Here is a 26,752-nt window from a genome sequence, read left to right on the forward strand (position 1 = left end):
CTTCTATAGATTAATATGGTTACTTGTTTTCCTGCCGTTTGCTTTCGGCAAGTTGTTTGATAGCCAGTTCGATGTTTCCGCCCAGCTTTTCCGTAAGGCGGGTAAGTTCCAGTTTCTCAGTCTCTTCGGTGGTGTAGCAAAGGTACTCTTCAGCCGAAACTTCTGTTGCATATACCGCACTTTGCGTACCGCCAAGCCCTATCCAGACCTCTTTATAAAGGCGGTTCGCTGCATTGGCAAGATTGATGGAAAGTATCTGGCTGCGTTCCTTGTCCGTCAGGCCGAGCAGGTTCTGTATTTGGTCGAACTTGTTTTGATACTTCCGCTGGTCGAGCAGTATTTTGCAGTCACTGTTGTTGATAATCGTCTCTTTCACAACGGGGGAAGAGATAATATCATCCACTTCCTGCGTCACTACAACCGCCTCTCCGTAAAACTTTCTGACTGTTTTAAAAAGATAACGGATGTAGTTTGCCATACCTTCCTTGGCGATTGCCTTCCAAGCTTCCTCAATCAGTATCATCTTGCGGATACCTTGCAAACGTCTCATTTTATTTATAAACGTCTCCATGATAATGATGGTGACAACCGGAAAGAGGATTGGATTATCCTTCACAACATCCAACTCAAATACAATAAACCGTTTGTTCAGTAAATCCAGTTCCTTGTCCGAGTTCAGCAGATACCCGTATTCACCGTTCTTATAATAAGGTTCCAGCACGTTCAGAAAACCGTCCACATCAAAGTCCTTCTCCCGCACGTTCTTGTCCGCCAGCACTTTGCGGTAGTCCTTCCTTACAAAGTCATAGAACGAGTTGAAGTTCGGCTTTATCTTCCGGTTCTTCTTTATCTTTTCGATATACAGGCTGACTGCATTCGAGAGCGCCACCTCTTCCGAACGTCGGGGCGGTTCGTCCTCCCTTTTCCAAAGGGTGAGTATCAGTGTCTTGATGCTGTCCCGCTTTTCGATGTCATACTGGTAATCCTCCGTGAAAAACGGATTGAAAGAAATCGGATCATTTTCTTTGTATGTAAAATAAATCCCGTCATCCCCTCCGGTCTTCTGATGTATCAGGTCACAGAGTCCCTTATATGAATTTCCGGTGTCCACCAGCAGGATATGCGTCCCTTGTTCCCAGTACTGTCTCACAAGATGGTTGGTAAAGAAACTCTTCCCGCTGCCGCTGGGGCCGAGTATGAACTTGTTTCTGTTGGTCACCACCCCTTTTTTCATGGGTAAATCCGATATGTCGAGGAAGACGGGCTTTCCCGTCAGCCTGTCCACCATGCGGATGCCGAAGGGAGAGAGCGAGTTCCGGTAACAGGTTTCAGCCGTGAAGAAACAGAGCGCCTGCCCGGTAAACGTGTAGAACGTCTCTTCGGCCGGAAAGTCCGCTTCATTTCCCGGTATGCCTGCCCAATAGAGAGCCGGAAGGTCGGTCGTGTTATGGTGCGGAGTACATTCCATCAATGCCAGTGCGCTTCCCACGTCATTCTTCACCCTGCGGAGTTCGTCCCCGTTTTCCGCCCATGCGACGATGTTGCAATGGCAGCGCACGGATTGCAGTCCGTTGCTGTGCGCCTCATTCAGATATTCGTCCAGCCACTCCTTGTTGATCTGGTTGCTGCGGCTGTACCGGGAAAGCGACTGCATGTTCTTCGCCATCTTCTCGAAACGGGAAAGGTTTTCGTTACTGTCGTCTATAAATATCCACTGGTTGTAGATATGGTCGCAGGACAGCATCACGCCCACAGGGGCGGCATAGCTAAGACGGCAGTCCGAGCGATCTGTCGAGAGGCGTTCGTACCGACCGTCCGTCCTTACCTTTCCCGGCAGGTCGTCGAGGTCGGAGAGCGTATGCAGGCAAAGCCGCTTGTCACCGATACGCATCTCGTCAGGGTTCAGTTGCATATCCTGCAACATGGTAGTTCCGTCAGCCGAGAGCGTGAGGTATCTCTCGATAATGCCCGGTTCGTTTTCCGTTCCCGTAATCTCTTCCGTGGTGAGCCGTTCCAGCCTGACAAGGCCGCTGTCATTAACGATACTTTCAAACTGTCCCACCGCTTCCATGAAGCGTTCCACCGTTTCCTTGTCCCTGATTTCCTTCGGCACCAGAAAACCACGGCAGAGCGTGTTCCAGTTGCTTTGCTGCCGGGAGCGTTCCCTGGTGGTCTTGGTGAGGAACAGGTAACAGGTGTGGTGCAGGTAGGGACGCTCGTTGAAATGGCGTTCAAAACTGCGGGAGAGGAAGCTGAGGTCATCCTTCCGGCTGTCTGGCTCGTATTTCTCGGTGATGAAAATATCCTGTTTGTGCAGGATTGAATAGTTCGGCAACACCTTGATTGCCTTCGCTCATGTGGCGTGCATCGCCTCATACTCTGCGGAGGATACCGAAAACACTTCCGGCAGTGTGACCCGGAAAGCGACCGTGATGTCGGCGTCCTTGCTGACAATGCAGTCGTGTTCCACCGCCATGATGGGGAACTTGCTTTCCAATGTGGATGCTTTTAATATACTTCTCATAATTTACGATTGTTGTTTGTTAATCAGACGTGTGATACGTTTTCGTGAGAGGATTCTCCGGGGATGCCTCCGGGCCGCGAACAGCTTCATCAGCCCGTGACTTCCGTATTTACGGTTCAGCGTGAAGGTCAGCCATACCAACATCGTAGCCGACGATACCCCGAAATCGATGCAGATCCACTGTCCGATGCCTGCCATATACATGATGACGAACATCACGAACACGGCAAGCAGGCCGGCAGCGAAAATAAACAGGTATTGTGCCCGAAGCCCCTTAAATTCAACCTCACGGCCCACACCTTTATTTATCTCAAAATCAGCCATAAGTTACTGTCTTCAGTATGAATCTTAGAGGAAGAACGACCTCAGAATGGTGGCGGCGACTATCAGAAAGATACAGGCTCCGAACCACGAACTGGCAGTTTTACTCGTGTCGGGGTCGCCCGAACTGAACTTCTGGTAGACTTTGACGCCGCCAACGAGACCGATTACGGCACCGATTGCATAAATCAATTTTGTTCCCGGATCGAAATAACTTGTCACCATCTGGGTGGCCTCCGTAATACCTGCCTGCCCGTTTCCCTGGGCCATTGCCGCACTTGCCGCCGCAACAGCGGCAAGCATCATAATCAATCTTTTCTTTTTCATTTATTTCCGTGATTTTTTAGGTGATTAAAAAAGCCACGGACTGCCCCCTTTCACTATCCCCATAAGGCAGCCGTGGCCGTTTATGGTTTACTGATTCAGGGGGTAAGTTCCGGCCGGAAATCAGCCGGAGTCATAATATGCTATTTGCATTGTCACTTGATTTGGTGGTGAAACATTCTTGTTAATTCTCTCTTGAAAGCAGGATGTGAATCATCCCGAATCGTAATAGCCGTTTGTTCTCATTGTCTCTATTGTGTCTTGTCTTTATCAGGTTATTTCAGATATTCTCCGCACTTGAAACCCTTGCGGGGTGTATAGTCTTCAAAGGAGGTAGACTTGAATAGCCACATCCGGTTCGCCCATCGGGCAAGGTCACGCTCGTATTGCGTAGGCGTCCGCTTGTTTGCATAATCCCGGAAAGGGATAACAAAGGGAGTAATCCCCAGTTCCCTCAGTACGTTCAACCTGAACAAATCCTGCTCAACGGTCGAATTGAATCCTATCAGCACGTAGCAGGTTATCTTGTAAGGTTTCACATGCCTGACCATCTCTTTCAGGCGGTCGGTCAGATCCAGCCGGGGCAAATCCCACGCAATATGGATGTTCTGCTTCATCTTCATCCGGTTTAGATGCCAGGCCTGTTCCTCATTCATAATCCTCACATCCACACCGTGCAGTTTAACGGGTTGCCGGGCCTTCATCAAATAATCTACCGCCGATCTTCACTGCGGATTGGCAAAGAAATTATTGTCCAGCACCTCAATCCATTTCCCTTTCGGGTTCAGCTCCACCGGCTCCACGGCCTGAATGTATCCTTCCTTCTCACGGACGAGACAGAAGGGGCATTTACGGATGCAGCCCCTTGAAAAGAACTGAAGGGAAAAAGGATATTGGGGGTAAATGGAATAATCCATCATCCGGCTGTTTTCCACAGCTTCGGGAAGCCTGCCGGCAATATCATATCCCGTTCCGCCCTTTATGATTTCCTTCGCATCCAGCAGATTGTAATCATAGTCAGAACTAAAAGTGAACACTTTGCTTGCCAGCACCTTATCATACCGTCCCGTCGGTTCTGCCCATTCCACCCGATGCCCTTTTGCCTTGTAATAAGCTGAAAGGCGCATCAGCGCAAAATTGGGGAAGTTATGTCCGTCCACATCTACCAGTCCTATATTCATACGGATAAAATTTAATGGTGAATAGTTCTTGTTGCCTTACCGGGTGAATGCCGCAGGCGGTCTGTCATCCCGAATCGTAATAGCCTTTTGTCATAGCCATTCTGTTTTATAAGTAAGTTACCAAAGGTATTGTCTCTTCTTGATTGGAGTGTTCCCTTACCAGGCGGGAACATCCATTTATCAACCCGAATCGAAATAAGTCATATACATGGTTTTGTTGGTTTATTCAGTCATTAATACCATAGCGAATTTCTCTCTTTAAGGTGATACGGGCTGTCAACCCGTATCAAAATAACCTCTTGTCATTGTTACCTCCTTTTTTAATTGGTTAATCTCTGTCCGGAGCAGCCCCGCCCATTTGCTCGGCTTCATCCAGAAATTTGCTGATACGGCTGTCGCTGCCATTGATACTTTCCAGTATCGAGCGTTCAATCTGCGTATCTTTGATATGGTGGATCGCCCTTAAAAGGGACAATCGTTTGTCTGTCGGAATATCCTTGCCGTTGCAGAGGTCGATAATCAGGTCAATCTCTTCCGGCCCTATGCCGGTTGCCTCGCCCGAATACTCTTCGCGGATACAGTTCAAATCATCCAGTTCCTCGTTCAACTCATCCGTATCCACTTCGTCACCGTTTCCTCCCTGTCCGCTATCGCCATCCGGCTTGCCGGAACTCTCATCCGAAGAAGCCCTCCACTCTTCCACGCGCTTGTCCCGGAACAGTTCCGGAATGCGCTCCGGCGGCACTTGTGCTACCTTTTGTGGCGCTGTATCTTCGTTTCTGCCAGCAAAAGTAGAGGCATTTTCTTTACCTGCAATAGTTCCGGAACCGGTGACGTTTATTGGCGGCCGTTGACGTATCCCGTAGCTTTTTGTAACGACAAGACTGTCCGTTTCAGAGCGTTTTTTGGGGAGGTTTTTCCATGTTCCTGCCCTCTGCCTTTTCCTTGACTTCAGCCTTTTCTTTGTCCTTCACTTCCGTTTTTGCGGTCGTGACATTCCTCTTTTCAGACTCCGGCGCTACCAGAACGTCTTTCTTTTCCGCTTTCCCTTTCGAGCGCCTGCGCCCTTTTTTTCTGTTCCTCTTTCACCGGATCGAACCATCCGGCAACGCCCCGCAGAGCTTTTGCCATGCGGCGGCGTGCCTTTCCGAAACATATTTCGCCAAGCTGTCCCTTGAACAGGAACTTATCCATGAACAGATAGGCGAACAATAGCCAGAACAGAGCGATTCCGGCTTCATAGTAACCTGATTGTATATTCATACCCTAAAATATTTTGTTATAACTCTTTTGTAAATAGGTCTTCACCTCATCCGCATGTTTCTCGAAATGCTCCTTCAATACATTGTCTATGTAGTTTCCTACCGTCAACTGCCGTTTTCCGGCAATGCCCACGATGACTGATATTTTCTGGTGCAGTTCCTTGTCTATATATACCCCCTGTCTGCCTTCACATTTATAAGGGGTGAGGAATCTGCGTATAAAGTCAGCCAGAGCCGTGCGAATCGTTTTCGGTGACGTTTTTTCCGTAACCACTTCCGAACGGTCGGCACCACCTGCATCGGAAACATCCCTGACTGTTTCATTTGCAGTGCCATCCGCTTTTCCTTTCTCATCGGATAAAGCGGTTTCTCTATTTTCGCCATTACCTCCGCCGGTTGAAGGTACAGATGATAAAGGAGGCTCCGAAGGAACCCCTGCCATCAGGCTGCGCAGGTACGCTTCATCCACCGGATTTTGTCCGCTTGTTTTCTTTGCCATGACTATTCGGTTTTAAGTACAGATATGATTTCATCCATAAACGTATCGAAGCCGCACTCTTTGGTGAATGCCGCATCGGGAGAGAACAGCGTACTCCGGTAAACGGGGCCGCCCATAGCGGACAAGTCCTTGGTAAAGTTACTGCGCACGGGAATACGTGTTTTGAGACAATCCAGCCCTAACAGGGAAAAACCTTGCTGATACACATCATACAATGTCGTGCGTTCCCTGCGGTCAACCATGTTCCAGAATAGATGAAGACCTTTCAGTGCGGACACGCCGGTCTTTATCAGCCGGTCATTAATGGTGGTGGCAAAGTTCAGCGTGCTTTCCAGCACAAGACGGTCTGCCTTTATCGGCACGAACAGATAATCGAGCGCACTAATTGCAGCGATAACCCCGTCGCTACCCATAGTTCCGGGCAGGTCGAACAGTACCATGTCATAATGTATGTCCGATTTCCCTTCAAATCTCCTTCAGTCAGTCATACAATCCGGCGGGGTACTTCCAATGACCGGATAAGCCTTTTTCTTCAACCGCCCGGTCTGCTCCACCAAGAGGTTCTGATAAACGGGTGTGGTCTTCACCACTTCCATATCCCGCTTTTTCTGTTTCATAATAGAATGTTGCGGATAGTCGCAATCCACTACCGCTACGCTGAGACCTTTTACATAATGCAGTCATGATGCCGCATAAATCGTAAACGTCGATTTACCTACGCCCCCTTTCTGGGAAGCGAACGAAATGAATACCGTTTCCTTTCTTTTTTCCATCGTTGCCTAATTTAAGTGAATAATTTTATTTATAATTCAGCAGATAGACATCTATCCACTTATCCGTTCAGTCATTTCACTATCCGTTTAGCTTTATACTTACATAGCTATGCAATTATATAGCTATTTATCTATTCAGCTATGTAGCTACATAGCTATCTGGCTGTCTATCTAAGTATTTAGCTAATAGTATATTTACCTCTCCATTTATCCGAATATACACTTGCCTGTCTATACATCTTTGTATATAGTTGTGCAAGTAAATAGATAGCCTTATGAATGCTTATCTGAAAACTTGCTTAATTAAATGCCTGTTTAGTCAGAAAGCTATTCGGATAGTTATCCTGATAACTACCTTTTTATCTATCCAAATAAGTAACTGAATAGCTATCCGGCTGCAAATAAACCTCAAAAAGAGCATCCGTGACATAACCGTGGTTTCAAAGTCATTTATTGGCAGCTGTTGGCGTAACGCCTGATAATACCCATACCGAAAAAACTATCTACCTTTGTCGCCGGGAGAGCGCAGCCCGTTCTCGAAAAGAGAACGTTAAACAAATCCTTTAGACCTTTAATCCGGCACAGCCGGATTTTAATATGCGTCAGCATATAGCGAGGTGTACTTTCAGCGGTTGAAAATATTTCTACCCGCTGAAAGTCTCGCCCCGAAAGGCTTTTCAGGGATGTCAGTTCTCCTAAGTCGAACTTCCTAAATTATTCATGTTATGAAAGATGAAACAAGAATCCGTAGTGCCGCAGGGCGCAAGGTGCTGGCAGACCCGCGCACACACCGCTATTACCTCTGTCTCAATGACAGTGAGAACGAGAAGTTTCTCACGATGTTTGAACAATCCGGCATGAAGAACAAGGCCGAATTTATCTTTGCCCGCATCTTCGGCTGAGAGTTCAAGGTAGTGAAGATTGATAAGGAAGCGCAGGAGTATTACGCCCAGCTAACCGCTTTCTATCAACAGTTCCGCCGTATTGGAAACAACTACAACCAATGTGTAAAGACCATCCATACCATTTACGGGGAAAAGAAATCGTTTGCTTTCCTTTATAAACTGGCCGAAGAAACCCGCAAGCTGGAGGAACTCTGCAAACAGATTATCGAACTGACAAAGCGGTTCGAGAAGGAGTATCTCACTAAAAAGGAATAACATCATGGTGCCGAATATTACATCAGGTAGTTCATTCTATGGAGTGATTGCCTATAATAAGATAAAGGTGGATGACGGTACGGCAAAGGTATTGTGACATCCCAAAATTGCGGCGGACACTTCGGGGAATGTTCCGATTGAAAACTGTATGCAGGCTTTTGAACCTTATATCGCACTTAATTCACACGTTAGGAAACCGGTTATCCATATCTCATTGAATCCTTCCCCGAAAGACATACTTTCGGAAGAACAGATGACCCTTTTGGCTCAGGAGTTTATGGAAAAGTTCGGTTACGGGAACCAGCCTTATATTGTCTGGCTGCACGAAGACATCGATCGCAAGCACATGCACATCGTTTCGGTACGCATCAACGAGAAAGGAGAAAAGATAGACCACAACCGGGAAGCCATCCGGGCACAGAACATCTGTCGGGAAATGGAAGTGAAGTATGGGCTTCATCCCACACTCGGAGAACATAGCGAGCGGGAATTGGTAAACCTGCAAAAAGTGGATTATCCGAAAGGCAACGTGAAAGCGCAGGTGAAGCATACCGCCCGTACATTACTGGAATGCTACAACTGCCATTCGCTTGCGGAATATAACACCCTTCTGAACCTGTATAACGTAACCGTTTATGAAGTCAGGGGAAGTGTTAATGGGAAGGAATACCACGGCATCATGTACGGAGCTTTGGATGATAACGGACAGCAGGTAGGCACACCTTTCAAATCCAGTAAGTTCGGCAAGGCGTTCGGTTATGAAGCACTGCAAAAGAAATTTGCCGCTTCCACTGAAAAGGTGAAGCAGGACAACCTCGCAGAAAGGACAAGGCAGGAAATCATCAAAGCCATGCAGGACATAGGCACGAAAGAGGATTTTGCCCGCAGGCTGAAAGAGGCGGATATAGAAGTAGTTTACCGTATCAATCCCGAAGGACGTCTGTACGGTATCACTTTTATAGACCATACCTGCCGGACTGTATTCAACGGTTCACGCCTGGGTAAAGCCTTTTCTGCCAATGTGTTCAATGAATTATTCAACAACCCCAATGCAGACCATGAACGGTTGATACCGCCAACCCAGCCGGAAACGCCCCGGCAGGATAGAGATACGGAACGGGAAGAAAGACAAGAGAGGGAAGAACGGCAGGAACAACAACACCGCCGGCAACCGGAAACTTCCGAAAGTCTGATTGACACATCCGCACTGGGAGCCGTCGATATATTCTCCATGCTTATGGAAGACGACCATACTCACGAGTATATCGACCCGTCTTTCCGCTATGGACGCAAGAAAAAGAAGAAAAAGCGCAGGCGCAGGTTATAATGTAATAATGTATAGAACAGAAGTCTAATTTTAAATTTACGATTATGCAGAATGAAGATGATTTAAGAGGTCTGGCAAAGGTTACGGACTTTATGCGGGCCATCAGTTTTTTATTTATGGCAATACACATCTATTGGTTTTGTTACGGCTGGCTCCATGAAATGGGCTGAACGCTCGGTATAGTGGACCGGATACTTTCCAATTTCCAACGCACGACGGGGCTGTTCTCGTCCCTATTGTATACAAAGCTGTTTTGTGTTCTCTTTCTCGGTCTGTCCTGTATGGGCAATAAAGGAGTAAAGAAACATGAAATCACATGAAGGCAGATTATTATTGCGGCCATAGCGGGCGCAATACTCTTTTTCTTTAATTGGTGGTTGCTTTCCATCAATGCTTCATCGGGTGTTTGTGCGGTACTATATACCACGACTTTAACCGGAGGTTTCTTTTCTTTGTTGGCATCCGGCTTATGGATAAGCCGCTTGCTTAAAGGTAATCTGTTGGAGGATGTTTTCAACCGTGAGAACGAATCGTTCATGCAGGAAACCAAGTTAATGGAAAACGAGTATTCCGTTAATCTGCCGACCAAGTTCTGGTATAGGGGCAAGGAATGGAAAGGCTGGATAAACGTAGTGAATCCTTTTAGGGCCAGTATGATTTTAGGTACACCGGGTAGCGGCAAGTCCTATGCCGTAGTAAACAATTATATAAAGCAGGCAATCGAGAAGTCCTATGCACTTTATATATATGATTTTAAGTTTGACGACCTATCGGTTATCGCTTACAATCATCTGATCAAGTATCGGCACCGCTACAAGATACCGCCCAAGTTCTATGTGATAAACTTCGATAACCCACGCAAGAGCCATCGTTGTAATCCGCTGGCTCCGGAACTGATGACGGATATTTCGGACGCTTACGAATCAAGTTATACTATCATGCTTAATTTGAATAAAAGTTGGGTGCAAAAGCAGGGGGACTTTTTTGTAGAATCTCCGATTGTATTGTTTACGGCCATAATCTGGTTCTTGAAAATCTATGAAGGCGGCAAGTTTTGCACGTTCCCTCATGCCATCGAACTGCTTAATAAAAGGTATGAAGACGTTTTTACTATCCTAACAAGTTATCCCGATTTGGAAAACTATCTTAGTCCGTTTATAGACGCATGGAAAGGAGGGGCAAGCGAGCAGCTCCAGGGCCAGATTGCAAGTGCTAAAATCCCACTGTCCAGACTAATAAGTCCGCAACTTTATTGGGTGATGTCCGGCAGTGATTTTACGCTGGATATTAATAATCCAAAAGAGCCGAAAGTATTATGTGTGGGTAACAATCCTGACAGAATTTCCATTTATGGTGCGGCATTGGGACTCTATAATTCAAGAATCGTCAAGTTGATAAACAAGAAGAAACAATTGAAAAGTTGTGTGATTATTGACGAGCTACCAACTATCTTCTTTAAAGGTCTGGATAATCTTATTGCCACGGCACGAAGCAACAAGGTCGCAGTCGTGTTAGGTTTTCAGGATTTCAGCCAGTTAAAGCGTGACTACGGAGACAAAGAGGCCGCTGTAATCATGTCAACTGTCGGCAATGTATTCAGCGGTCAAGTAGTAGGCGAAACGGCTAAAACATTATCGGAACGGTTCGGGAAAATCCTGCAAAAACGAGAATCCATGAGCATCAATCGCAATGATACATCCACTTCTATCAATACCCAACTGGACAGTCTTATACCTGCCAGCAAAATAAGTACGTTATCGCAAGGTATGTTTGTTGGAGCCGTAGCTGACAATTTTGGTGAAACGATAGACCAGAAAATCTTCCATGCACAGATTGTTGTGGATAATGAAGCTGTGCAAAAGGAAACGGCAGCCTATCAACCTATTCCCGAAATCAGCAGCTTTCTGGACGAGGACGGCAATGATACAATGGAACAGCAGATACAAGCGAACTACCGACAAATCAAACAGGATATTGTCGAACTGGTAGAGAACGAACTGATCCGTATTGAGAATGACCCGGCACTCAAACATTTATTGGGAGGTAATGAAGGAGAACAGGCTTAATCCTGAAACGGCGTTCTAACAAGATGTTTCCCACAGCACATTACGGCAATCCCGGAAGCTACGCAGGCTTTACTTCCGCAGATTGCCGTAAAGAGCCGTTTTTCAGGAAAGGACAAAAGCATGGCAGGCGCCCGGACAAGTCCGACCGGCCTGCCATGCTCTTGCCTATTCGATATATTTCAAAAAAAATATCTGAAAGTACAGAATGAGGAATATTACAAGTAAGACTGATACATTGAATCTGAAGTAAAGCTATCGAAAGACCATTCCAGAAAAGAAATATAATCATATATATGCAGAGAATAAATTAGTTTTCATACCTTTGTAAAATAAACTATTGTAATGCATATAATATCAATTTATGGCACGTGCTGACCTTATAATAGAACTCGTAAAGAGTGTTGTCTCTGGCGATAAAAAAATGTTTCGCCGGGTGACGGAGTCTATTATTGCAGAAGAGCGTAATAAACAACATATCGTATTGGCCAATAGGCTAGAACAAGAACTGAATGCTTTAGTAGAACAAAATGCACTTAATATACCACCGAATAAAGAAAATGTAACAACATCATTAAATGAAATTGAAAACTATCTTGTTGAACTTAAACCTTCCAAACGAATTGAGGAGCTTATATTACCAATTCATATTGTGAAATTATGCAAGGAACTTGTAGAAGAACATTATCGTTCCGACTTACTGCGTTCTTATGGCTTGGAACCTCGTAACCGTATATTATTAACAGGTGCTCCTGGTACTGGTAAAACATCATTGGCAGAAGTGATTGCTACAGAATTGATGCTTCCTATCTATGTTATTAGATATGATTCGTTAGTAGGTTCTTATCTAGGAGAAACAGCATTACGTATGCGCCGATTATTTGACTTTATACGTTCACGCAAATGCATTGTTTTTTTTGATGAGTTTGATACTATTGGGAAAGAGCGTAGTGATATGCATGAAACTGGTGAAATAAAGCGTGTAGTCAGTTCACTTTTATTACAAATAGATGCTCTTCCAAGTTATAATATTATTATATGTGCTACTAACCATCCAGAACTACTTGATAGGGCTATGTGGCGTCGTTTTCAGATTAAGCTAGAAATGCCTATACCCACACGAGATAATATTTGTCGTTGGGTAAAGCTTTTTGAAAAACAATATGCAATATCTTTTGGACTAGCCGCTGAAACTATAGCAAAACGATTATTGGGTTATAGCTATGCTGAAATAGAAGAATTTGGACTTTCGGTAATGCGACGCTATATTCTTTCAATTCCTCAATCAAATATTCGCAATATTTCACTTGAAGTACTAAAAGATTTTCCAACTCATAAATAAAAAGGGACTTATGGATATACTGACATTTACTCCCCGCCAACCTCGACCTAAACCTACGAGGTCATTTCCGCAAAATATGCGCAAACCAACGATAGAACATCAGAAATCTCGTTTAGCTCCTAGATTTGAAGCTTTGCAAAACGCATTTCAAACACAAAACATAGGAGTTCAGATGAATGTAGATGGTATTGATCCAGAATCAGTGCTTGTGTTTGAAGTGGCAGGAAGTGTAGATTCATTTATTAAGGCTGCAAAAAAAATGAAGGCTTTGAATGGATTGGGGAGTTAGATGGTGAAGATAAAGAACCTGATGAAGATTTTGCAAATTTAGATTCCAAAGGCCAAGACAAAAAATATAATGAAAAATTTTATTTTGTGATGTCTAACCAGCGTGCTTTACAACAATTATTGTCACTTTGGCAAATCTATTGTGACAAAGGTCAATTTGATTTTGGGCTTGCCCCCTTTCGCACGCTTTTTGAACAATTAAAAGATGTCAGATTATGGAATGAAATAGACCGTTTAGATGAATACGGAGTAAGAGATAAACTTGAGGAGTTAGCCATAAAAGAAACTTCAGCGGTCAAAGTACAGATAGAACTTTGGTTTTCTTCATCTAGTGAAAAACGTTCAGCAAGAGAATTACAGATCCGTATTTTGACAGAACAAGCAGGTGGCCGTATAATTAGTACGTATCAAAATGTAGATATTCAATTTCATGCTATAATAATAGAATGCAGTGCAGCTACAGTTAAACAAATGCTTGAAGGCTCAGCTCCGCTTATAAAGGCAAATGAAGTGCAGTGGATAAGACCTACTGGACAAGTCATTGACAAGGTTATTTCAGATGAAAACGCAGAAATAGAGAGAATATTTGATTATGATACAAATTTAATAGAGACAAGTCCTTTAGTGGCATTATTGGATGGTATGCCACTGGAGAATCATACAATGTTACGCGATCGATTAATAGTTGATGATCCAGATGGTTGGGAAGAAAATTATCTTGCAGCTGATCGCAAACATGGAACAGCTATGGCCTCATTACTAATTCATGGTGACGCTAATGCTCCATGGTCTCCTCTTACCAGCCGTCTTTATGTCCGACCAATATTTCGCACTAATATAGAGCATGAAGAATGTGTGCCCGATGATGTTATATTTGTAGATTTACTGCACAGGGCAGTAAAACGCATCATGGAAGAGGATGTTTCCAAGACAGTCAAAATTATTAATCTTTCAGTAGGTGATTCATCTCGTCTATTTTTACATTCAATGAGTCCTGAGGCTCGTATGCTCGATTGGCTAAGTTTTCATTATAAAGTACTTTTTATTGTAAGTGCAGGAAATCACCCTTCATTCTTATACCTCAATGGTACTTATGGAAGTTTTAAAGAAAAAGCACAAAAAGAACAAATGTCTATAATCTATAAACATCTTCAAGCTGATAAGAGGAATAGAACATTGCTTGCGCCTGCTGAAAGTGTAAATTGTTTAACAGTGGGAGCATTACATGCTGATATGTCTAATCCTTGTGTAATGGATGGGCGTATTAATCCTATTCCTTCATTAATGCCTGCTACGTATACTGCTATTGGAGGTGGATATGACAGAAGTATCAAACCTGACTTAGTGTATAGAGGAGGAAAACTTTTATATAATGAAATATATGCGGACTCAATGGATGCTACACTTCGTATTTCCAAAATTTCTTCTAGAGCTCCTGGACAAATGGTAGCTTATCCTCCTAATCCTACAAGTATAGCATATTTAAAAGGTACAAGTAATGCCACAGCCCTTGTCAGTCATTTAGGGGCATATCTTGTCAATATAATCCGCGAAATACCTCTTCTAGAACTTCCAGATAATCTTATGGCCATTGCCGTTAAAGGTATGTTGGTGCATGGATGTAGTTGGGGAGAGATCGGTGAAAAATTGAATGAATGCCTTGGAACAAATGGCAGGATGAAGAAACGGTCTATATCTAATTGGATTGGATATGGAATGCCTGACATAGAACGGGTAAAAGAGTGTACACAGCAAAGAGTAACTCTAATAGGACATGGAACTATAAGACAGAATCAAGAAGTTGTGTTTGACTATCCATTGCCACAGTGTTTACAATCCAAAACCTGTAAAAAACGTCTCACAATTACTTTGTCTTGGTTCACTCCAATTAATCCTAGTAATAAAATATATAGGAAAGCACGTTTATCCTTCTCACCGAAAGGTAATGAAATTACAGATCAACGTCAAGAAGCTGATAATAATGCAGTGAAACACGGAACCATACAACATGAGATTTTTGAAGGTAAAAAAGCCATCCCTTATTTAGAGGGTAAAAATATAGAGATCGTTGTTTCATGTGGAAAAGAAGAAAGCATGTCAGAGAATATTCCCTATGTACTTATAGCGACTCTTGAGGTTGCACCGGAAGAAAATCTTCCATTGTATAATCAAATTAAGGATAGAATTGAAATTCAAACACATATTCGTGTATAACTTAATAATAAGCATATAGATATATAGAATCTTATAATCCTATATAACAGACAAAGAGAGTGATAATCTGATCACTCTCTTTTTATATCCCTATCTCGCCATTTCCCGCCAATCTCCGCCATCCATTCACACTAGTTCCTCAAACATATCATCCTATCATATAATGTTCTACATTCGCACCGACGGGCTAAAGTCTACCCGGTAGTAATCATTATTGTATCACTAAATTTTTGATTTTATGGCTAAGAAAAAGCAAGAACAACAAGAACAACGTCAGGACGAACATGTAATGGCCATCCTCGACAAACGAACGAACAAGACCGCCGTGGTTTCCAAAATGAACGAACAGGACGGTAGTCTCGAAATCGTACCACCCGACAAGAAGAACAGTAACAGCTTCCTGAAATTGGACCGTACCTCACCGCTGGAACTCTTCTTCAGGAATTTCAAGAACCAGTACGACAATCCCACGAGTTTCAGTTTTTTCCTTGTTCCTCTCGTCCTTTTGGAAAAGACACTGAATGCCGTAGTCCAGATCCGAAAAGGCGAAGACCCCGGAGTGGAAGGTAAAAAATTGGTAGAGAACAGCGAGCTTAACGATGAGGGACGTATCGCCAAACTTGCCCGAAGGTATAAGTTCGACGAACACCAGCTTCCGTGGAAAGAACTCGGCGCACTTGGAATTGACAAGCAACTTTTGTTCGACAACCATTGCATGGGCGAAATGCTTAAAGGAAGAATCACCTCAAAGGCTTTTCCAATCAGCAAGGAAGTGAACGGTGAAAAGAAGGATATGGGAGAAGCCTGCTTTCTTTGTGTCAAGGGCGAGGACAGTAAGGTACAACTCAAAACCCTGAGCAGGCTTGACAAACCGCAGTACGATTTGCCTACTTATAAGGGAGTATTCACGGATGAGGAAAAGCAGTCGCTTAAAGACACCGGAACCCTGGGAGCCGTCAAGGAAATGAAAGATATTCATACCGGAGCAGTATGCAAATGTTATGTGGCTTTCCATGAACCGAGCAACCGCATCATTACCATGCCGGTGGATGCCATCAAGATACCGGATTATATTTACGGGAAAAGACTGGACGACAAACAGAAGCAAATCCTCGCCTCAGGCGGACAGCTTCCCCTCAACGACATACAGCGTAAAAACGATACGCTGCTTTCCGGCGTTGCCTTCGTCGATCCAAGAATAATGGACATCGCATTCAAACAGTCCGGGGAACAATTGAAAGTGAGCGACACCATAATGGGCGCCAGAATCACCCCCGAACAGAAAAAGATGCTTCAGAACCATGAAATGGTATTTATTGAGAATATGCGCTACAAAGGCAGGGTATTTTCCGATGATGTGCGTTTCAGCAACAAGAGCAACCAATTGCTGATAGGACGCAATGCCCGGGAATACAAACCGACCGTTGACAATAAGAACGACAAGAAAAAGGAAGTGAAACAGCAGGCACCCCGCCATGTGGCATCCGTAAAGGCCCAGTCCAAGAAGAGCCTCTCGGTTATGTAACAGAGAGATTATTCATGTTTTTGGCAGTTATATACCCGGTTTTCTTTTATGTCAGCCGGGTATATGCTTAAATATCCCATTAACATTTTAAAGCGATGACAGATGATGATACAAGATAAAAATACCGCAACCGGAGAATTGTCTTATTTTGAGACGACTCTCCTTCTTTATTTAAAGGAAAGCCATCCGCATATTGCCCGAAACAGGGAACTTGTCCGCTCACGGGCTGATGAAGCGGCAGGCGCTTATGAACGTGCCATACGTGACGGATTATACCCCGCGCAGGCACTGCAACTGGCTGAGGCCGTTCTCTATCAGGACTTGCGCTTCTCCAAATTTGATACGGTGTTCGAGGTCGTGTCGGAATGGTTTCCCGAAATCCGACCGGGAAGACGGACGGATTTCTGCCTGAAAATACTATTGCTCACAGAAGCCGTATTCAGTAAATATCCCATAGACGACCGGTTTGAAACATCCCCTTCCTATCGTACCCTAACCATTGAACTTACAGGTTTCATACAATCTTATATAGAAGAATATGGCATATAACAAACGACAACATCTGGCGGACAATATCGCCGCACTTGAATGGATATTCATGCGTCCCGAAGCCTGTCTCACGGAAGAAGGGCGCAAAGTCTTGAACGGCTACTCCGGTTTTGGCGGACTGAAATGTATCCTGAATCCGGCGGAGAAAGACACCGACATTGAAAGATGAAGGACAGACAGGGAACTGTTTCCCCAAGTCCGGTTACTGCATGAACTGTTGCGCGAGTATTCCAAAGACGAGAAAGAATACAAGGCATATATCCAAAGCCTGAAAAACTCCGTACTCACAGCCTTTTATACACCGGAAGTGGTCGCTGCGGCCATACAGGAGCCGTTGCAGTCTGCGGGAATCCTTCCGGAACGTTTTCTTGACCCTTCTGCCGGAACGGGCATGTTTATCAGGGGGTTAAAAGATATTCCCGAAGTCCATTGTTTCGAGAAGGACAGGCTCACGGGAAAGATACTCTCATCCCTTTATCCCGAAAGCAGAGTAACCATAGACGGTTTCCAGTCCATACAACCTTTTTATAACAACTACTTCGATGTTGTTTCTTCCAATATCCCGTTTGGAAATACCAGAGTGTATGACCGGGATTTTGACCGGAGCGAAGATGCCGTGCGCAAATCCTCACTTGGCGCCGTACACAACTACTTCTTTCTAAAAGGCATGGATATGCTGTGGGAAGGCGGGATACTGGCCTATATCACGACTTCGGGTGTCATGGACTCACCAGGGAACCGTCCTATAAGGGAATGGCTGATGAATCATGCCGACCTTGTGTCCGCCATCCGCCTGCCGGAGAATCTCTTTATTGATGCCGGTACACAAGTGGGCACCGACCTGATCGTATTGCAGAAGAATACCCGGAAATCGGAACTGGCCGAAAGAGAACTGAACTTCATCGAAACCCATCTTATATCCGGTAACATCCCTATCAACAACAGTTACTCCGGTTTAGACCATATCATCTATACATCCCTATTGGTGGGCAAAAACATGTACGGACAGCCTGCCATGAATTTCACTCATGAAGGTGGAATTGAGGCTATTTCCAAGCATCTTAAAAAACTATTGACACAAGATGCAGGGAATTATCTCGACCGGAAACTCTATGAAGACAATCTACCCCGACCTGCCGTTTCTTCCGCTCTCAAAACCGAACATGAGTCACCGCCGGAAACAGTGGAAATGGAACAGAGGGAAGAAATACAAGAAGAAAGCCCCCTTTCTCCCAAACCCTATGAACCCATGCTCAACCTGTTTGCCGCCTATGCCGATGAAGAGGAAACAGAGGTACAAGTTGTAGAGACCAGACCCTCGACAAGCCAGACATCCTCGTCGCCCCGCAAGAAAAAAGAGAATGAACCTAAAATATTCAATCTTTTCTCGCAGGAGAACATGTATGACGAAGCCGCCGTGCAGGAAGGCATGACGGAAGAACGGGCGGAAGCGGAAGCAAAGTGGCTGGAGCGCAGACAGAAGTTTGAAGAATAGCGGAAGAAAGAAATGGAACCACGACCGTTTACCGGAGAGATACGTCCCGAATACAAGAACGGCTCCATTGTGAAATCGGGTGAGCAATACGGGTATCTGCGGGGACTTGGAACTCCGGACATACAGTTCCACCCACTCAAACTGACCGTCACCCAGCAATACCGTGCCGCCTACTATATCCCCCTTCGGGAAGCCTACCATAACCTTTATAATGCGGAAGCCGAAACGGAAACGGAACAGCCGGAACTCAGGGAGGAACTGGTCAAACAGTACGACCGTTTTTACCGTATGCTCAGGGAGTTGAATGGCAAGGATAACGCCAAGTTCCTGCTGATGGACGCAGGCGGAAGGGAAATGCTTTCGCTGGAACGTTCCATTAACGGAAAAATAGAGAAAGCGGACATATTCACCGTCCCCGTATCGTTCAATACCAATGAAGTGAAACATGTGGATACCCCGCAGGAAGCACTTGCGGCGGCATTTACCCGTACGTCATTGTTACATCTAACACACCTGTTAGCCTATGCCCTAACACACCTGTTAGCTTCCATAGGGGAGAACATAGAAAGGTATACGACCTGACGTGGTCAGGTATACGACCAAGCATAGTCAGGTATACGACCTGACAAGGTCGGGTTATATTCACCTATACGGAATCCATCGACGAGTTCAGTGTGAACTTCGAGGAAAGCAATGCGAACATCACGGACAAATATTTTGTGAAAGGAGAAAAAAGAGGGTATTACGTAAGCGACCTGCTCAAACACGCGCTGCATAATACGGTGCCCGGCATAACCAAGACGGTGAAAAATCCCCCAGTCACCCGAAATGCAGCAGGAGATATATACGCAGGAAATAAACAGTATCGAAGAGAACCTTGCCGTATTCGAGCGGCAGGGCAATAAAGTGAGCGGCTGGATAAAGAAGGGGCTGGAAAGAAGGAAGGAGAACCTTGAGACCAAACTGGAAAAGCTGGATCAGGAGATAAAGGAACGGACGGATGACGTGACCGATTTCAGGCAAATGGGCATCGACCACCTGTACGTAGATGAATCGCATTATCAGAACTTTTAGGAATTTCCGATAAAATTATTCAATTGTTTAGCAATCATTTGTTTTGAGTCTTAATCAGTTCTGATTATATTCCGTCTATAATTGTAGAATAACATTCAAACAAGATGCGATTATGGACATATTTAATCTGAATGAAAAAGTCAAAGGGCTTGTTTCTTATTTACAAGACACAGGTTATTCAGCCATGTACATAGACTATGTGAAGAAAATGGCTGAGTGGTTATCGGGCAATTCCGAACATTACAAATGGAAGAGTCTCGCCGATGTTGAACCGACACTAAAAGAATTGTGGTCCAACAAGTATACTTGCAGAAACAAGGTACGCCTGTTACGTGTAATCTGCCAATATATCGAGAATGGATTATTACCCGACGGATGCAAACACTACATCAAACCTCACCATTACGAATTGCTTGGCGAAGAATACAGGAATGTAACGGACATGGCTTTCAACGTGGTAGACAGGCGTTGCAAATTTTCAACAAACGTGAAGTATGCGCTATCTTCGTTCTTCTTCCGGTTACAGGAAATGGGTGTGTATTCATTCGAATCAATAACAGAGGATGCGGTGTTGGAAGTGTTTTCCAAAGACGAAAAACAGAAGATGGGCCATTCGCTCAAATATTCGGTGGAGTATGGGCTGAAAGCCTGTTTGCCTTACTATGGCAAATCCGTTGAACGTATAATCGCATATCTGCCGGCCATACCCAACATGCGTAAGAACATTCAATACCTTACAGAGCAAGAACTGACGGCCATCAGGCATACCTTGGAGCACGACGGCACAATATCCCTGCAGGACAAAGCCATCATAACCTTGGCCATGTACACGGGATTGCGTGGGTGTGACATCTCAGCTCTCACGCTTGAGAACTTCGATTGGGAACACGACCTTATAAAAATCACACAGGCAAAAACGGGACAGCCCCTTACATTGCCGCTTCGCGCCGTAGTCGGGAATGCTGTCTTTGATTACCTGCTCAAAGAGCGTCCCCAATGCCCGGAACCATATGTTTTTCTCACAGTACACGTGCCACACAGAAGACTCCACACAAGCAATCTTGATGCCATATGCTCAAAAGTCATGTACAAAGCAGGAATAAGGCAAGGTGAAAATGAAAGAAAGAGCATGCACCTGTTTCGCCACCATGTAGCGACATCCCTGTTGCAGGGCGGTGTGCAACAGCCTGTTATAAGTGCCACCCTTGGCCATTCGTCCCCAAGCTCTCTCGACCGCTATCTCAGTGCGGAATTCAAACACCTGAAAGAGTGTTCGCTAAGCATCGAGGGATTCCCGGTTGGAAAGGAGGTGTTTGGCAGATGAAAACGACTTCATTCCTTTCCAACGCGATAGAAGGATACGTAAAATACCGCAAGGCTTCCGGGCGTGACAGCCACAGCTATATCAAGAACGTAATACTATTTGACCATTTTTGTGCGAGGGAATATCCCGGACAGATCGAACTATCCCAAGAAATCGTGGACAGATGGTGCAGGCAACGTCCATCTGAATGCACAAACTCTTGCGTGTCACGTGTATATCCTATTCTGGACTTCATCAAATACATGAACAAACGTGGAATGACAAAAATAGCCCTGCCAAAAGTGCCAAGGTCTGTGCCAAGAACTTATACGCCGCATCCTTTCACATATGATGAATTGAAACGCTTCTTCAATGCTTGCGACAACACAAAGCCAAGACGTGGCCGTCTCGCCACAATCCAACGCATGACACTGCCAGTATTCTTTCGCTTATTGTACAGTTCTGGGATGAGGACAACCGAAGCCATCCTGCTGGAACGTGATGATGTAAACCTTGAAAATGGCGTAATTTCCATCAAGCGAAGTAAAGGGCATGACCAACATTATGTCGTTCTCCATAATACAATGTTGGCTCTAATGCGTACTTACGACGAGAATATATCTAGGTTAGTACCGCACCGCAAAGTGTTCTTTCCGACACCGGATGACAAGTCTCACCCTTCTGTTTGGGTTACGTATCATTTTCGGGTGTTGTGGCAAAGTTGCAATTCATCCTACGCTATCCCATATGAGCTAAGACACAACTATGCCATAGAAAACATAAACAGCTGGACACACCAAGGATTTACCATCCATGACAAGTTGTTGGCTTTAAGCAAGAGCATGGGACACCGGCAAATAGAGAGCACGCTGGCTTATTATTCCTTGACCCCAGCGATTTCTGATATAATGGAATATACAGAGAATCAATTATTAAAATTAAAGACAGATGAAAAAGAAGATTAATCCGCAAGCAATGCAGATAGCTGATTATCTGCATGACTGGCTCGAACACTATGTCCCTTCAATCAAGGCATGCAGTCCTCACACAAAGAGAAATTATAAGATCTCCGTGAAACTCTATGTAGAATTCCTCAGAGTCATAAAAGGCACTACACCAGAAACATTAAGCGCAGAATGTTTCTGTATGGAATATATAATGGAGTGGATCATTTGGTTAAAGGAAAATAGGGGTTGCAGTCCAGCAACATGTAATGTAAGATTGTCAGCTTTGCGTGTTTTTCTGAAATATTTGTCGTTTAGAGATATATCCTATATGTCTGTTTTCTTACAAGCGGAAAATGTTCCAAATGAGAAAAACTCTAAAAGAAAGGTCATCGGGCTCAGTAAACAGGCTGTTGATGTATTGTTGTCCATGCCTAATCAAGGGAGTACTATAGGCTTTCGTGATTACACTCTGATGCTTCTCTTATATTCCACCGCTGTGCGCATCAACGAGCTTCTGACTCTGAAAATTAGCAATATTGTTATAGACTGTGTAAAACCTCACATAATAGTCATTGGCAAAGGAAGAAAGAAACGTCCGATTCCTCTTTTGGCCAAGCCAGCACAATGCTTGAAAAGGTATCTTATCAAATACCATCCGAAACAGAATGATGCAAATGCATTACTTTTCTGTTCTAAGAGCAAAGGCATATATGTCCCGATGTCCGCTGAAAACGTGAACAAGATGCTGAAAAAATATGCCACAATGGCTCATGAAAGGTGCCAAGATGTTCCTATGGATTTACATGCCCATCAATTTAGGCATGCCAAAGCTTCACACTGGCTTGAAAACGGGATGAACATAGCCCAAATCTCATACTTACTTGGGCATGAAAGTATTCAAACCACAATGGTATATCTTGATATAACCACAAAACAAGAAGAAAAAGCTTTGGAAACCCTTGAAGGCGAAAATCAAAAGAAAATGAGAAAAAAGTGGAAGACAGAGGAAGGAAAAGCAAATCTTGAAATACTTTTAGGACTTACAAAAACAAATTGAGTAGGAGAAATTTTACTTCTTCGTTTTCCTCTTACCCGATTAAGATATACAAGTACTGTTTGGTATATTATATAAACTTCCAGCAAGGTATTATACCTGCTGGAAGTTATGTTACAGTTCCCAATTAAGAACAGAGTCTAAAGGATGCTGAGATTGATATGCGGCAAATAATTTCCTCTCATTTATAAGCGTTGATTCATCTCGTTTTAACACATTAGAAATAAAGTTATTCAACGATTTTGTACCTCTTAGAATTGGAACGATTTGAAGATACTCGGGTAAGACTGATTGTGATATTTCTTTTAATGTTAACCCTACAACAGTTGTTCTATCATATCCATATCCAACTTCCCAAGGGATCCATTTTGAATCCAATGCATTTTGGGATAAAAGACATAACATGTGCGTGCTGTTTCTGATACCTGTTTTAATTGCACTTACAACCGAGTAAGGTCTCGTTCTGTCTATTTTTGTATCATATTCATCAAAATAGACATCAATACCAGAAGTAATAAAATAGTCTGCTATTTTTTTAGCAGTGTCCGCATCTCTTTTTTGGTGACTTATGAATATACATAAACCACTTCTTTGTGCAATGGAATTTTCGGTTAAATAAAATCTATTTAATGCCATAATCTATTATTCTACTTATCCATTTTTTTTACGCATTGGCCTTGATAAATCATAAGTGCAAGTGGCACGACTATTATATGCATTATCAATCATCTGTCTCAAAATATCTGGTGTTAGCTTATCCCAATTGATTACAGATATAAAGGCATTGGGTTCGAGCAAATTATCAATGATGCGTTCCGGTAAGTATGGATAACGCCTATGATACTCTTCTCGGCTATCAATAGACATCCATTGTGTCGTCTCTGGGTAGAACGTTTTCTCACTACTATGAGCGCATGTATAATATTCGCTTTTAACAGATGGTAGTAATATCACAATAATGCCGGACTTCTTATTCACCGTACCATCGTACATACTTGAATATAACTCCCAATCAATATGCTTGCGATTTTTTGTTTCAGTTCCTACAAGTAAAATGGTTACGGTTGTATCCTTCAAATGCTCGTCGCGTATATATTCGCGTATCTTTTGGTCGTCCCAATCTTCTGGAATCTCGCCCATGTCAACAGAGCCATCAATGAATACTTTATTTTTTTCAGCCCAACTAACCAAACCTTCTTTATATTTCTGGTCATTGGCATGATGAAAACTTACAAATACTTTATGCATAATTTATATTAATAGTTAAAAGCTTTATTAATACCCTTGAGAATCAATGATATTATCTCGGGAATATTAATAGAGTTGAATAAAATTTCATTTTCATCTTTATCAAGTCCATTTCTAAGAACCTGATAATCCTTATTTTCGAATTTCTTTAGTTCATCGTAATTTATCGTTGGCAGACAACTCATTTGGCAATATTCAATTAATTTTTTATAATCCTCATTGGTTTTTGCTTCTTCAAATAGTTTTTCTGCCGTAGTTTCACCTTTCATTAGTTTCACTATTTGTGCAGAAGCTCCACCAAATCCTCCTAATAAATAAATTGGATGTTTTTTCTGTATAGCACAAATCGCCTCTTCAAATATTCCGGCCATACGCCCCTTAAAATTGACAATTTTGCCACCCAAAACGATACGTGCATTAACATTCTCTTCCATTTCTTTACGCATAATAGATAAAGAATTTGCCCAAAGAAACATTTTGCTTGGCGTAGTTGGCTCAAAGAACTTCCCCTTATCCTCCTCACCTACACCTTTGGGTATTTCTGTTTTTACTATTTCCACACGGTCGTATTTAAATTCAGCGATGTCAGATTTTGAGAGCCTATTAAATATAGGCCAAGCAAAATAATTTGTGAAATAGATTGTACTTGGATCAGACTTTTCTTTTATGCCATACTGACATGAAAGATCGCATAAAAGTTTTGTGAAACCACCAATTCTAAGATCACCTCCATACACCAATTTAGCTCCAGTAACAAGCAGATGACGAGCTATTTCAACAGATAAATCATCAAACATGGCTTTGCCGATTCCTTTAGTTAAAGCCTCCGGAGTTTCCGAAATAGAAATTGCGATTTTCTTATCCTGTATCTTATTCATATTTGAATATAACTGACTCGGAGTAACAAAACTTGTAATCTTACCATTTTTATTCAAAACCTCCAACTCTTCACGACCTAACGGTGGTTCAGGATAGAGTATTGATTTTATATTATCTTCAATATTAATTAAATTCATTAATTCCGGAGGAACAGGAAGAATAGAAGTATTTTGCAAATCGCACTTCATTACCAATTGCTCAAGATATTCTTTCTCATAATATTGGTCTAACGCAGTACGTAGAAGCAAGATAATTACGTCATCCCATTTGCCATTAAATCTAATCTTTGGCATATTACCCAAATACGGGAATGTTCGAGAAGAAACTCCATTCAATACATTTACTAATATTGAAGGTACATTATTTTTCTTACCAGAGATAGCTTCAATTCGACACCATTCTCTTTCTGAATATGTATCAGATTCTATGATAACTAATAAGGATGAAGCTATACCTGACTGAATCTGTTGGGCAAATTGATGACCATCCAAAATATCATTAACATCGAAGAAAGAATCGAGTTTAGTATCTGAACGCAAATAATCTCTTAAAGAAATTGCCGTAGATTCACCTAAATGATCTTTATCCTTTTTAGAATGGCTAATGAATAATTTTAGCTTTTGCCCAACTTTATAAGACTTTAAATAGCGTAAAATGTTATCATAAAGTCTTATTTGAAATTCATGCCAATCAGTTTCAATATTCTCATTTTTCAAACAAATAAACTGTTCTTCTTGAAGAAGTGGGTTTATGTCGAAAGCATACTTGGATAGTTTGACGGCAAATATTTTTAGTGCCCCATTGTCTTCTTTTACTAATAATTCTTTTATATACTCATCCCATATAGTATTACAATACATATTGTCATCAACCAATAATATTGCAATAGTTTTATTACTGAAGTTTATATCTATCGGGGGAATTTGATTGGCCATATCCGTTCGAAAGAACACTGGTATATCAAGCCCATCTTCAAAAGGCCTACTTGAATTACGACACAGAAGATGGTAAATTTTCTCATATGTTTCGCTACCTTTAGTATTATCCTTGTCATACAAGACATATACAGAAAGAGGTGTTTTAAAATTAGAACTCATAAAACAAAAAATAGAAGTAATTTATACTTAAGTTAGAGTTTTAAATAAATATTAAAATGTTAAGATACAGCACGTAAGTGGAATCATTCATTAATATTATGGATGGTTAAACTCATGCATTATGAAAATTCCATGCCTATCAAATACAAAGATACAATAAAAAAGGAAAATTATCTCATATTTCCGATGCAAAATATGGTTATGTTATGTAAAGTTGATTCATTAGTAGTAAATGTCATTTTTCATACAAGCTCAAAACTATATGCCAACGTAACATCTTCTAAAAAATGCCAAGTAATAAAG

The 26,752-nt window shown here is 42.9% G+C and carries 21 protein-coding genes and 5 pseudogenes; 13 read left to right on the forward strand and 13 right to left on the reverse strand.

Going from position 1 to position 26,752, the window contains the following annotated elements; all coding sequences use genetic code 11:
• Window positions 1-19: 19 nt before the first annotated feature.
• The 10 genes and pseudogenes from BXY_RS18910 to BXY_RS23750 all read right to left on the reverse strand — a co-directional run bounded on the left by BXY_RS18910 (window position 20) and on the right by BXY_RS23750 (window position 6,884).
• A pseudogene (locus BXY_RS18910) lies at window positions 20-2,524 on the reverse strand (TraG family conjugative transposon ATPase).
• A gap of 3 nt (window positions 2,525-2,527) precedes the next feature.
• Window positions 2,528-2,848 carry a DUF4133 domain-containing protein gene (locus BXY_RS18915; RefSeq protein ID WP_015532683.1) on the reverse strand — a complete coding sequence of 107 codons (321 nt, stop codon included), beginning with the start codon at window positions 2,846-2,848 and terminating at the stop codon, window positions 2,528-2,530.
• Window positions 2,849-2,872: 24 nt separating this feature from the next.
• Window positions 2,873-3,172, reverse strand: coding sequence for a DUF4134 domain-containing protein (locus BXY_RS18920; RefSeq protein WP_009040014.1), 300 nt, complete (start codon window positions 3,170-3,172; stop codon window positions 2,873-2,875).
• 272 nt (window positions 3,173-3,444) lie between these two features.
• Entirely contained in the window at window positions 3,445-3,873 is a 429-nt protein-coding gene (locus BXY_RS18925; RefSeq protein WP_009040015.1) for a hypothetical protein, read from the reverse strand.
• Window positions 3,874-3,894: 21 nt separating this feature from the next.
• Window positions 3,895-4,350, reverse strand: coding sequence for a hypothetical protein (locus BXY_RS18930; protein ID WP_009040016.1), 456 nt, complete (start codon window positions 4,348-4,350; stop codon window positions 3,895-3,897).
• Window positions 4,351-4,678: 328 nt separating this feature from the next.
• A pseudogene (locus BXY_RS18935) lies at window positions 4,679-5,613 on the reverse strand (hypothetical protein).
• A 3-nt stretch (window positions 5,614-5,616) separates the two neighbouring features.
• The gene (locus BXY_RS18940; RefSeq protein ID WP_009040018.1) at window positions 5,617-6,111 is read right to left on the reverse strand and encodes a DUF3408 domain-containing protein; all 495 of its coding nucleotides are present in this window, start codon (window positions 6,109-6,111) and stop codon (window positions 5,617-5,619) included.
• A gap of 2 nt (window positions 6,112-6,113) precedes the next feature.
• On the reverse strand, window positions 6,114-6,524 hold the full coding sequence (locus tag BXY_RS18945) for a ParA family protein (protein ID WP_032844135.1): 411 nt from the start codon (window positions 6,522-6,524) through the stop codon (window positions 6,114-6,116).
• A 63-nt stretch (window positions 6,525-6,587) separates the two neighbouring features.
• Window positions 6,588-6,728 (reverse strand): conjugal transfer protein, encoded by a 141-nt coding sequence (locus BXY_RS18950; RefSeq protein ID WP_011109418.1) that lies wholly within the window; start codon window positions 6,726-6,728, stop codon window positions 6,588-6,590.
• Between the two features lie 63 nt (window positions 6,729-6,791).
• Window positions 6,792-6,884 (reverse strand): ParA family protein, encoded by a 93-nt coding sequence (locus BXY_RS23750; RefSeq protein WP_146110359.1) that lies wholly within the window; start codon window positions 6,882-6,884, stop codon window positions 6,792-6,794.
• A 725-nt stretch (window positions 6,885-7,609) separates the two neighbouring features.
• Here BXY_RS23750 and mobA point away from each other — a divergent pair.
• The 13 genes and pseudogenes from mobA (at window position 7,610) to BXY_RS19025 (ending at window position 23,228) form a co-directional block, all read left to right on the forward strand.
• Window positions 7,610-8,044: pseudogene (mobA, locus tag BXY_RS23675) on the forward strand (conjugal transfer protein MobA).
• 106 nt (window positions 8,045-8,150) lie between these two features.
• On the forward strand, window positions 8,151-9,371 hold the full coding sequence (gene mobB / locus BXY_RS18965; protein ID WP_287656512.1) for a conjugal transfer protein MobB: 1,221 nt from the start codon (window positions 8,151-8,153) through the stop codon (window positions 9,369-9,371).
• A gap of 44 nt (window positions 9,372-9,415) precedes the next feature.
• A pseudogene (gene mobC / locus BXY_RS18975) lies at window positions 9,416-11,437 on the forward strand (conjugal transfer protein MobC).
• 361 nt (window positions 11,438-11,798) lie between these two features.
• A complete protein-coding gene (locus BXY_RS18980; protein WP_009040019.1) occupies window positions 11,799-12,776 on the forward strand; it encodes an AAA family ATPase in 978 nt (325 codons plus the stop codon).
• Between the two features lie 10 nt (window positions 12,777-12,786).
• Window positions 12,787-13,065 (forward strand): hypothetical protein, encoded by a 279-nt coding sequence (locus BXY_RS18985; protein WP_208946858.1) that lies wholly within the window; start codon window positions 12,787-12,789, stop codon window positions 13,063-13,065.
• A gap of 89 nt (window positions 13,066-13,154) precedes the next feature.
• Window positions 13,155-15,278: a S8 family peptidase gene (locus BXY_RS18990; RefSeq protein WP_015532689.1), complete on the forward strand. Its 2,124-nt coding sequence runs from the start codon at window positions 13,155-13,157 to the stop codon at window positions 15,276-15,278.
• A 238-nt stretch (window positions 15,279-15,516) separates the two neighbouring features.
• Window positions 15,517-16,803, forward strand: a complete 1,287-nt coding sequence (locus tag BXY_RS18995) for a DUF3945 domain-containing protein (protein WP_015532690.1) — start codon at window positions 15,517-15,519, stop codon at window positions 16,801-16,803.
• Between the two features lie 102 nt (window positions 16,804-16,905).
• Window positions 16,906-17,352 (forward strand): DUF1896 domain-containing protein, encoded by a 447-nt coding sequence (locus BXY_RS19000; RefSeq protein ID WP_015532691.1) that lies wholly within the window; start codon window positions 16,906-16,908, stop codon window positions 17,350-17,352.
• The gene (locus tag BXY_RS19005) at window positions 17,342-17,521 is read left to right on the forward strand and encodes a hypothetical protein (RefSeq protein WP_009040023.1); all 180 of its coding nucleotides are present in this window, start codon (window positions 17,342-17,344) and stop codon (window positions 17,519-17,521) included. The genes BXY_RS19000 and BXY_RS19005 overlap by 11 nt, the downstream gene beginning before the upstream one ends.
• Window positions 17,522-17,674: 153 nt before the next feature.
• Window positions 17,675-19,822 (forward strand): annotated as a pseudogene (locus tag BXY_RS19010) (N-6 DNA methylase); the annotation flags it as partial.
• Between the two features lie 211 nt (window positions 19,823-20,033).
• Window positions 20,034-21,245, forward strand: coding sequence for a tyrosine-type recombinase/integrase (locus tag BXY_RS19015; protein ID WP_015532694.1), 1,212 nt, complete (start codon window positions 20,034-20,036; stop codon window positions 21,243-21,245).
• Entirely contained in the window at window positions 21,242-22,189 is a 948-nt protein-coding gene (locus BXY_RS19020) for a tyrosine-type recombinase/integrase (protein WP_015532695.1), read from the forward strand. Before BXY_RS19015 ends, BXY_RS19020 begins: the two co-directional genes overlap by 4 nt.
• Entirely contained in the window at window positions 22,173-23,228 is a 1,056-nt protein-coding gene (locus tag BXY_RS19025) for a tyrosine-type recombinase/integrase (protein WP_015532696.1), read from the forward strand. The genes BXY_RS19020 and BXY_RS19025 overlap by 17 nt, the downstream gene beginning before the upstream one ends.
• A gap of 111 nt (window positions 23,229-23,339) precedes the next feature.
• Here the strand turns inward: BXY_RS19025 and BXY_RS19030 are convergent, their stop codons facing one another.
• The 3 genes from BXY_RS19030 to BXY_RS19040 are packed head-to-tail and all read right to left on the reverse strand — an operon-like array spanning window position 23,340 to window position 26,449.
• Complete coding sequence (locus BXY_RS19030) at window positions 23,340-23,861, reverse strand: toll/interleukin-1 receptor domain-containing protein (protein ID WP_009017581.1); 522 nt, start codon at window positions 23,859-23,861, stop codon at window positions 23,340-23,342.
• A gap of 15 nt (window positions 23,862-23,876) precedes the next feature.
• A complete protein-coding gene (locus BXY_RS19035) occupies window positions 23,877-24,473 on the reverse strand; it encodes a TIR domain-containing protein (RefSeq protein ID WP_008655066.1) in 597 nt (198 codons plus the stop codon).
• 8 nt (window positions 24,474-24,481) lie between these two features.
• Window positions 24,482-26,449, reverse strand: coding sequence for a TIR domain-containing protein (locus tag BXY_RS19040; protein WP_015532697.1), 1,968 nt, complete (start codon window positions 26,447-26,449; stop codon window positions 24,482-24,484).
• Window positions 26,450-26,752 lie beyond the last annotated feature (303 nt).

The sequence above is a fragment of the Bacteroides xylanisolvens XB1A genome, from assembly GCF_000210075.1.
GTDB classification, from domain to species: domain Bacteria; phylum Bacteroidota; class Bacteroidia; order Bacteroidales; family Bacteroidaceae; genus Bacteroides; species Bacteroides xylanisolvens.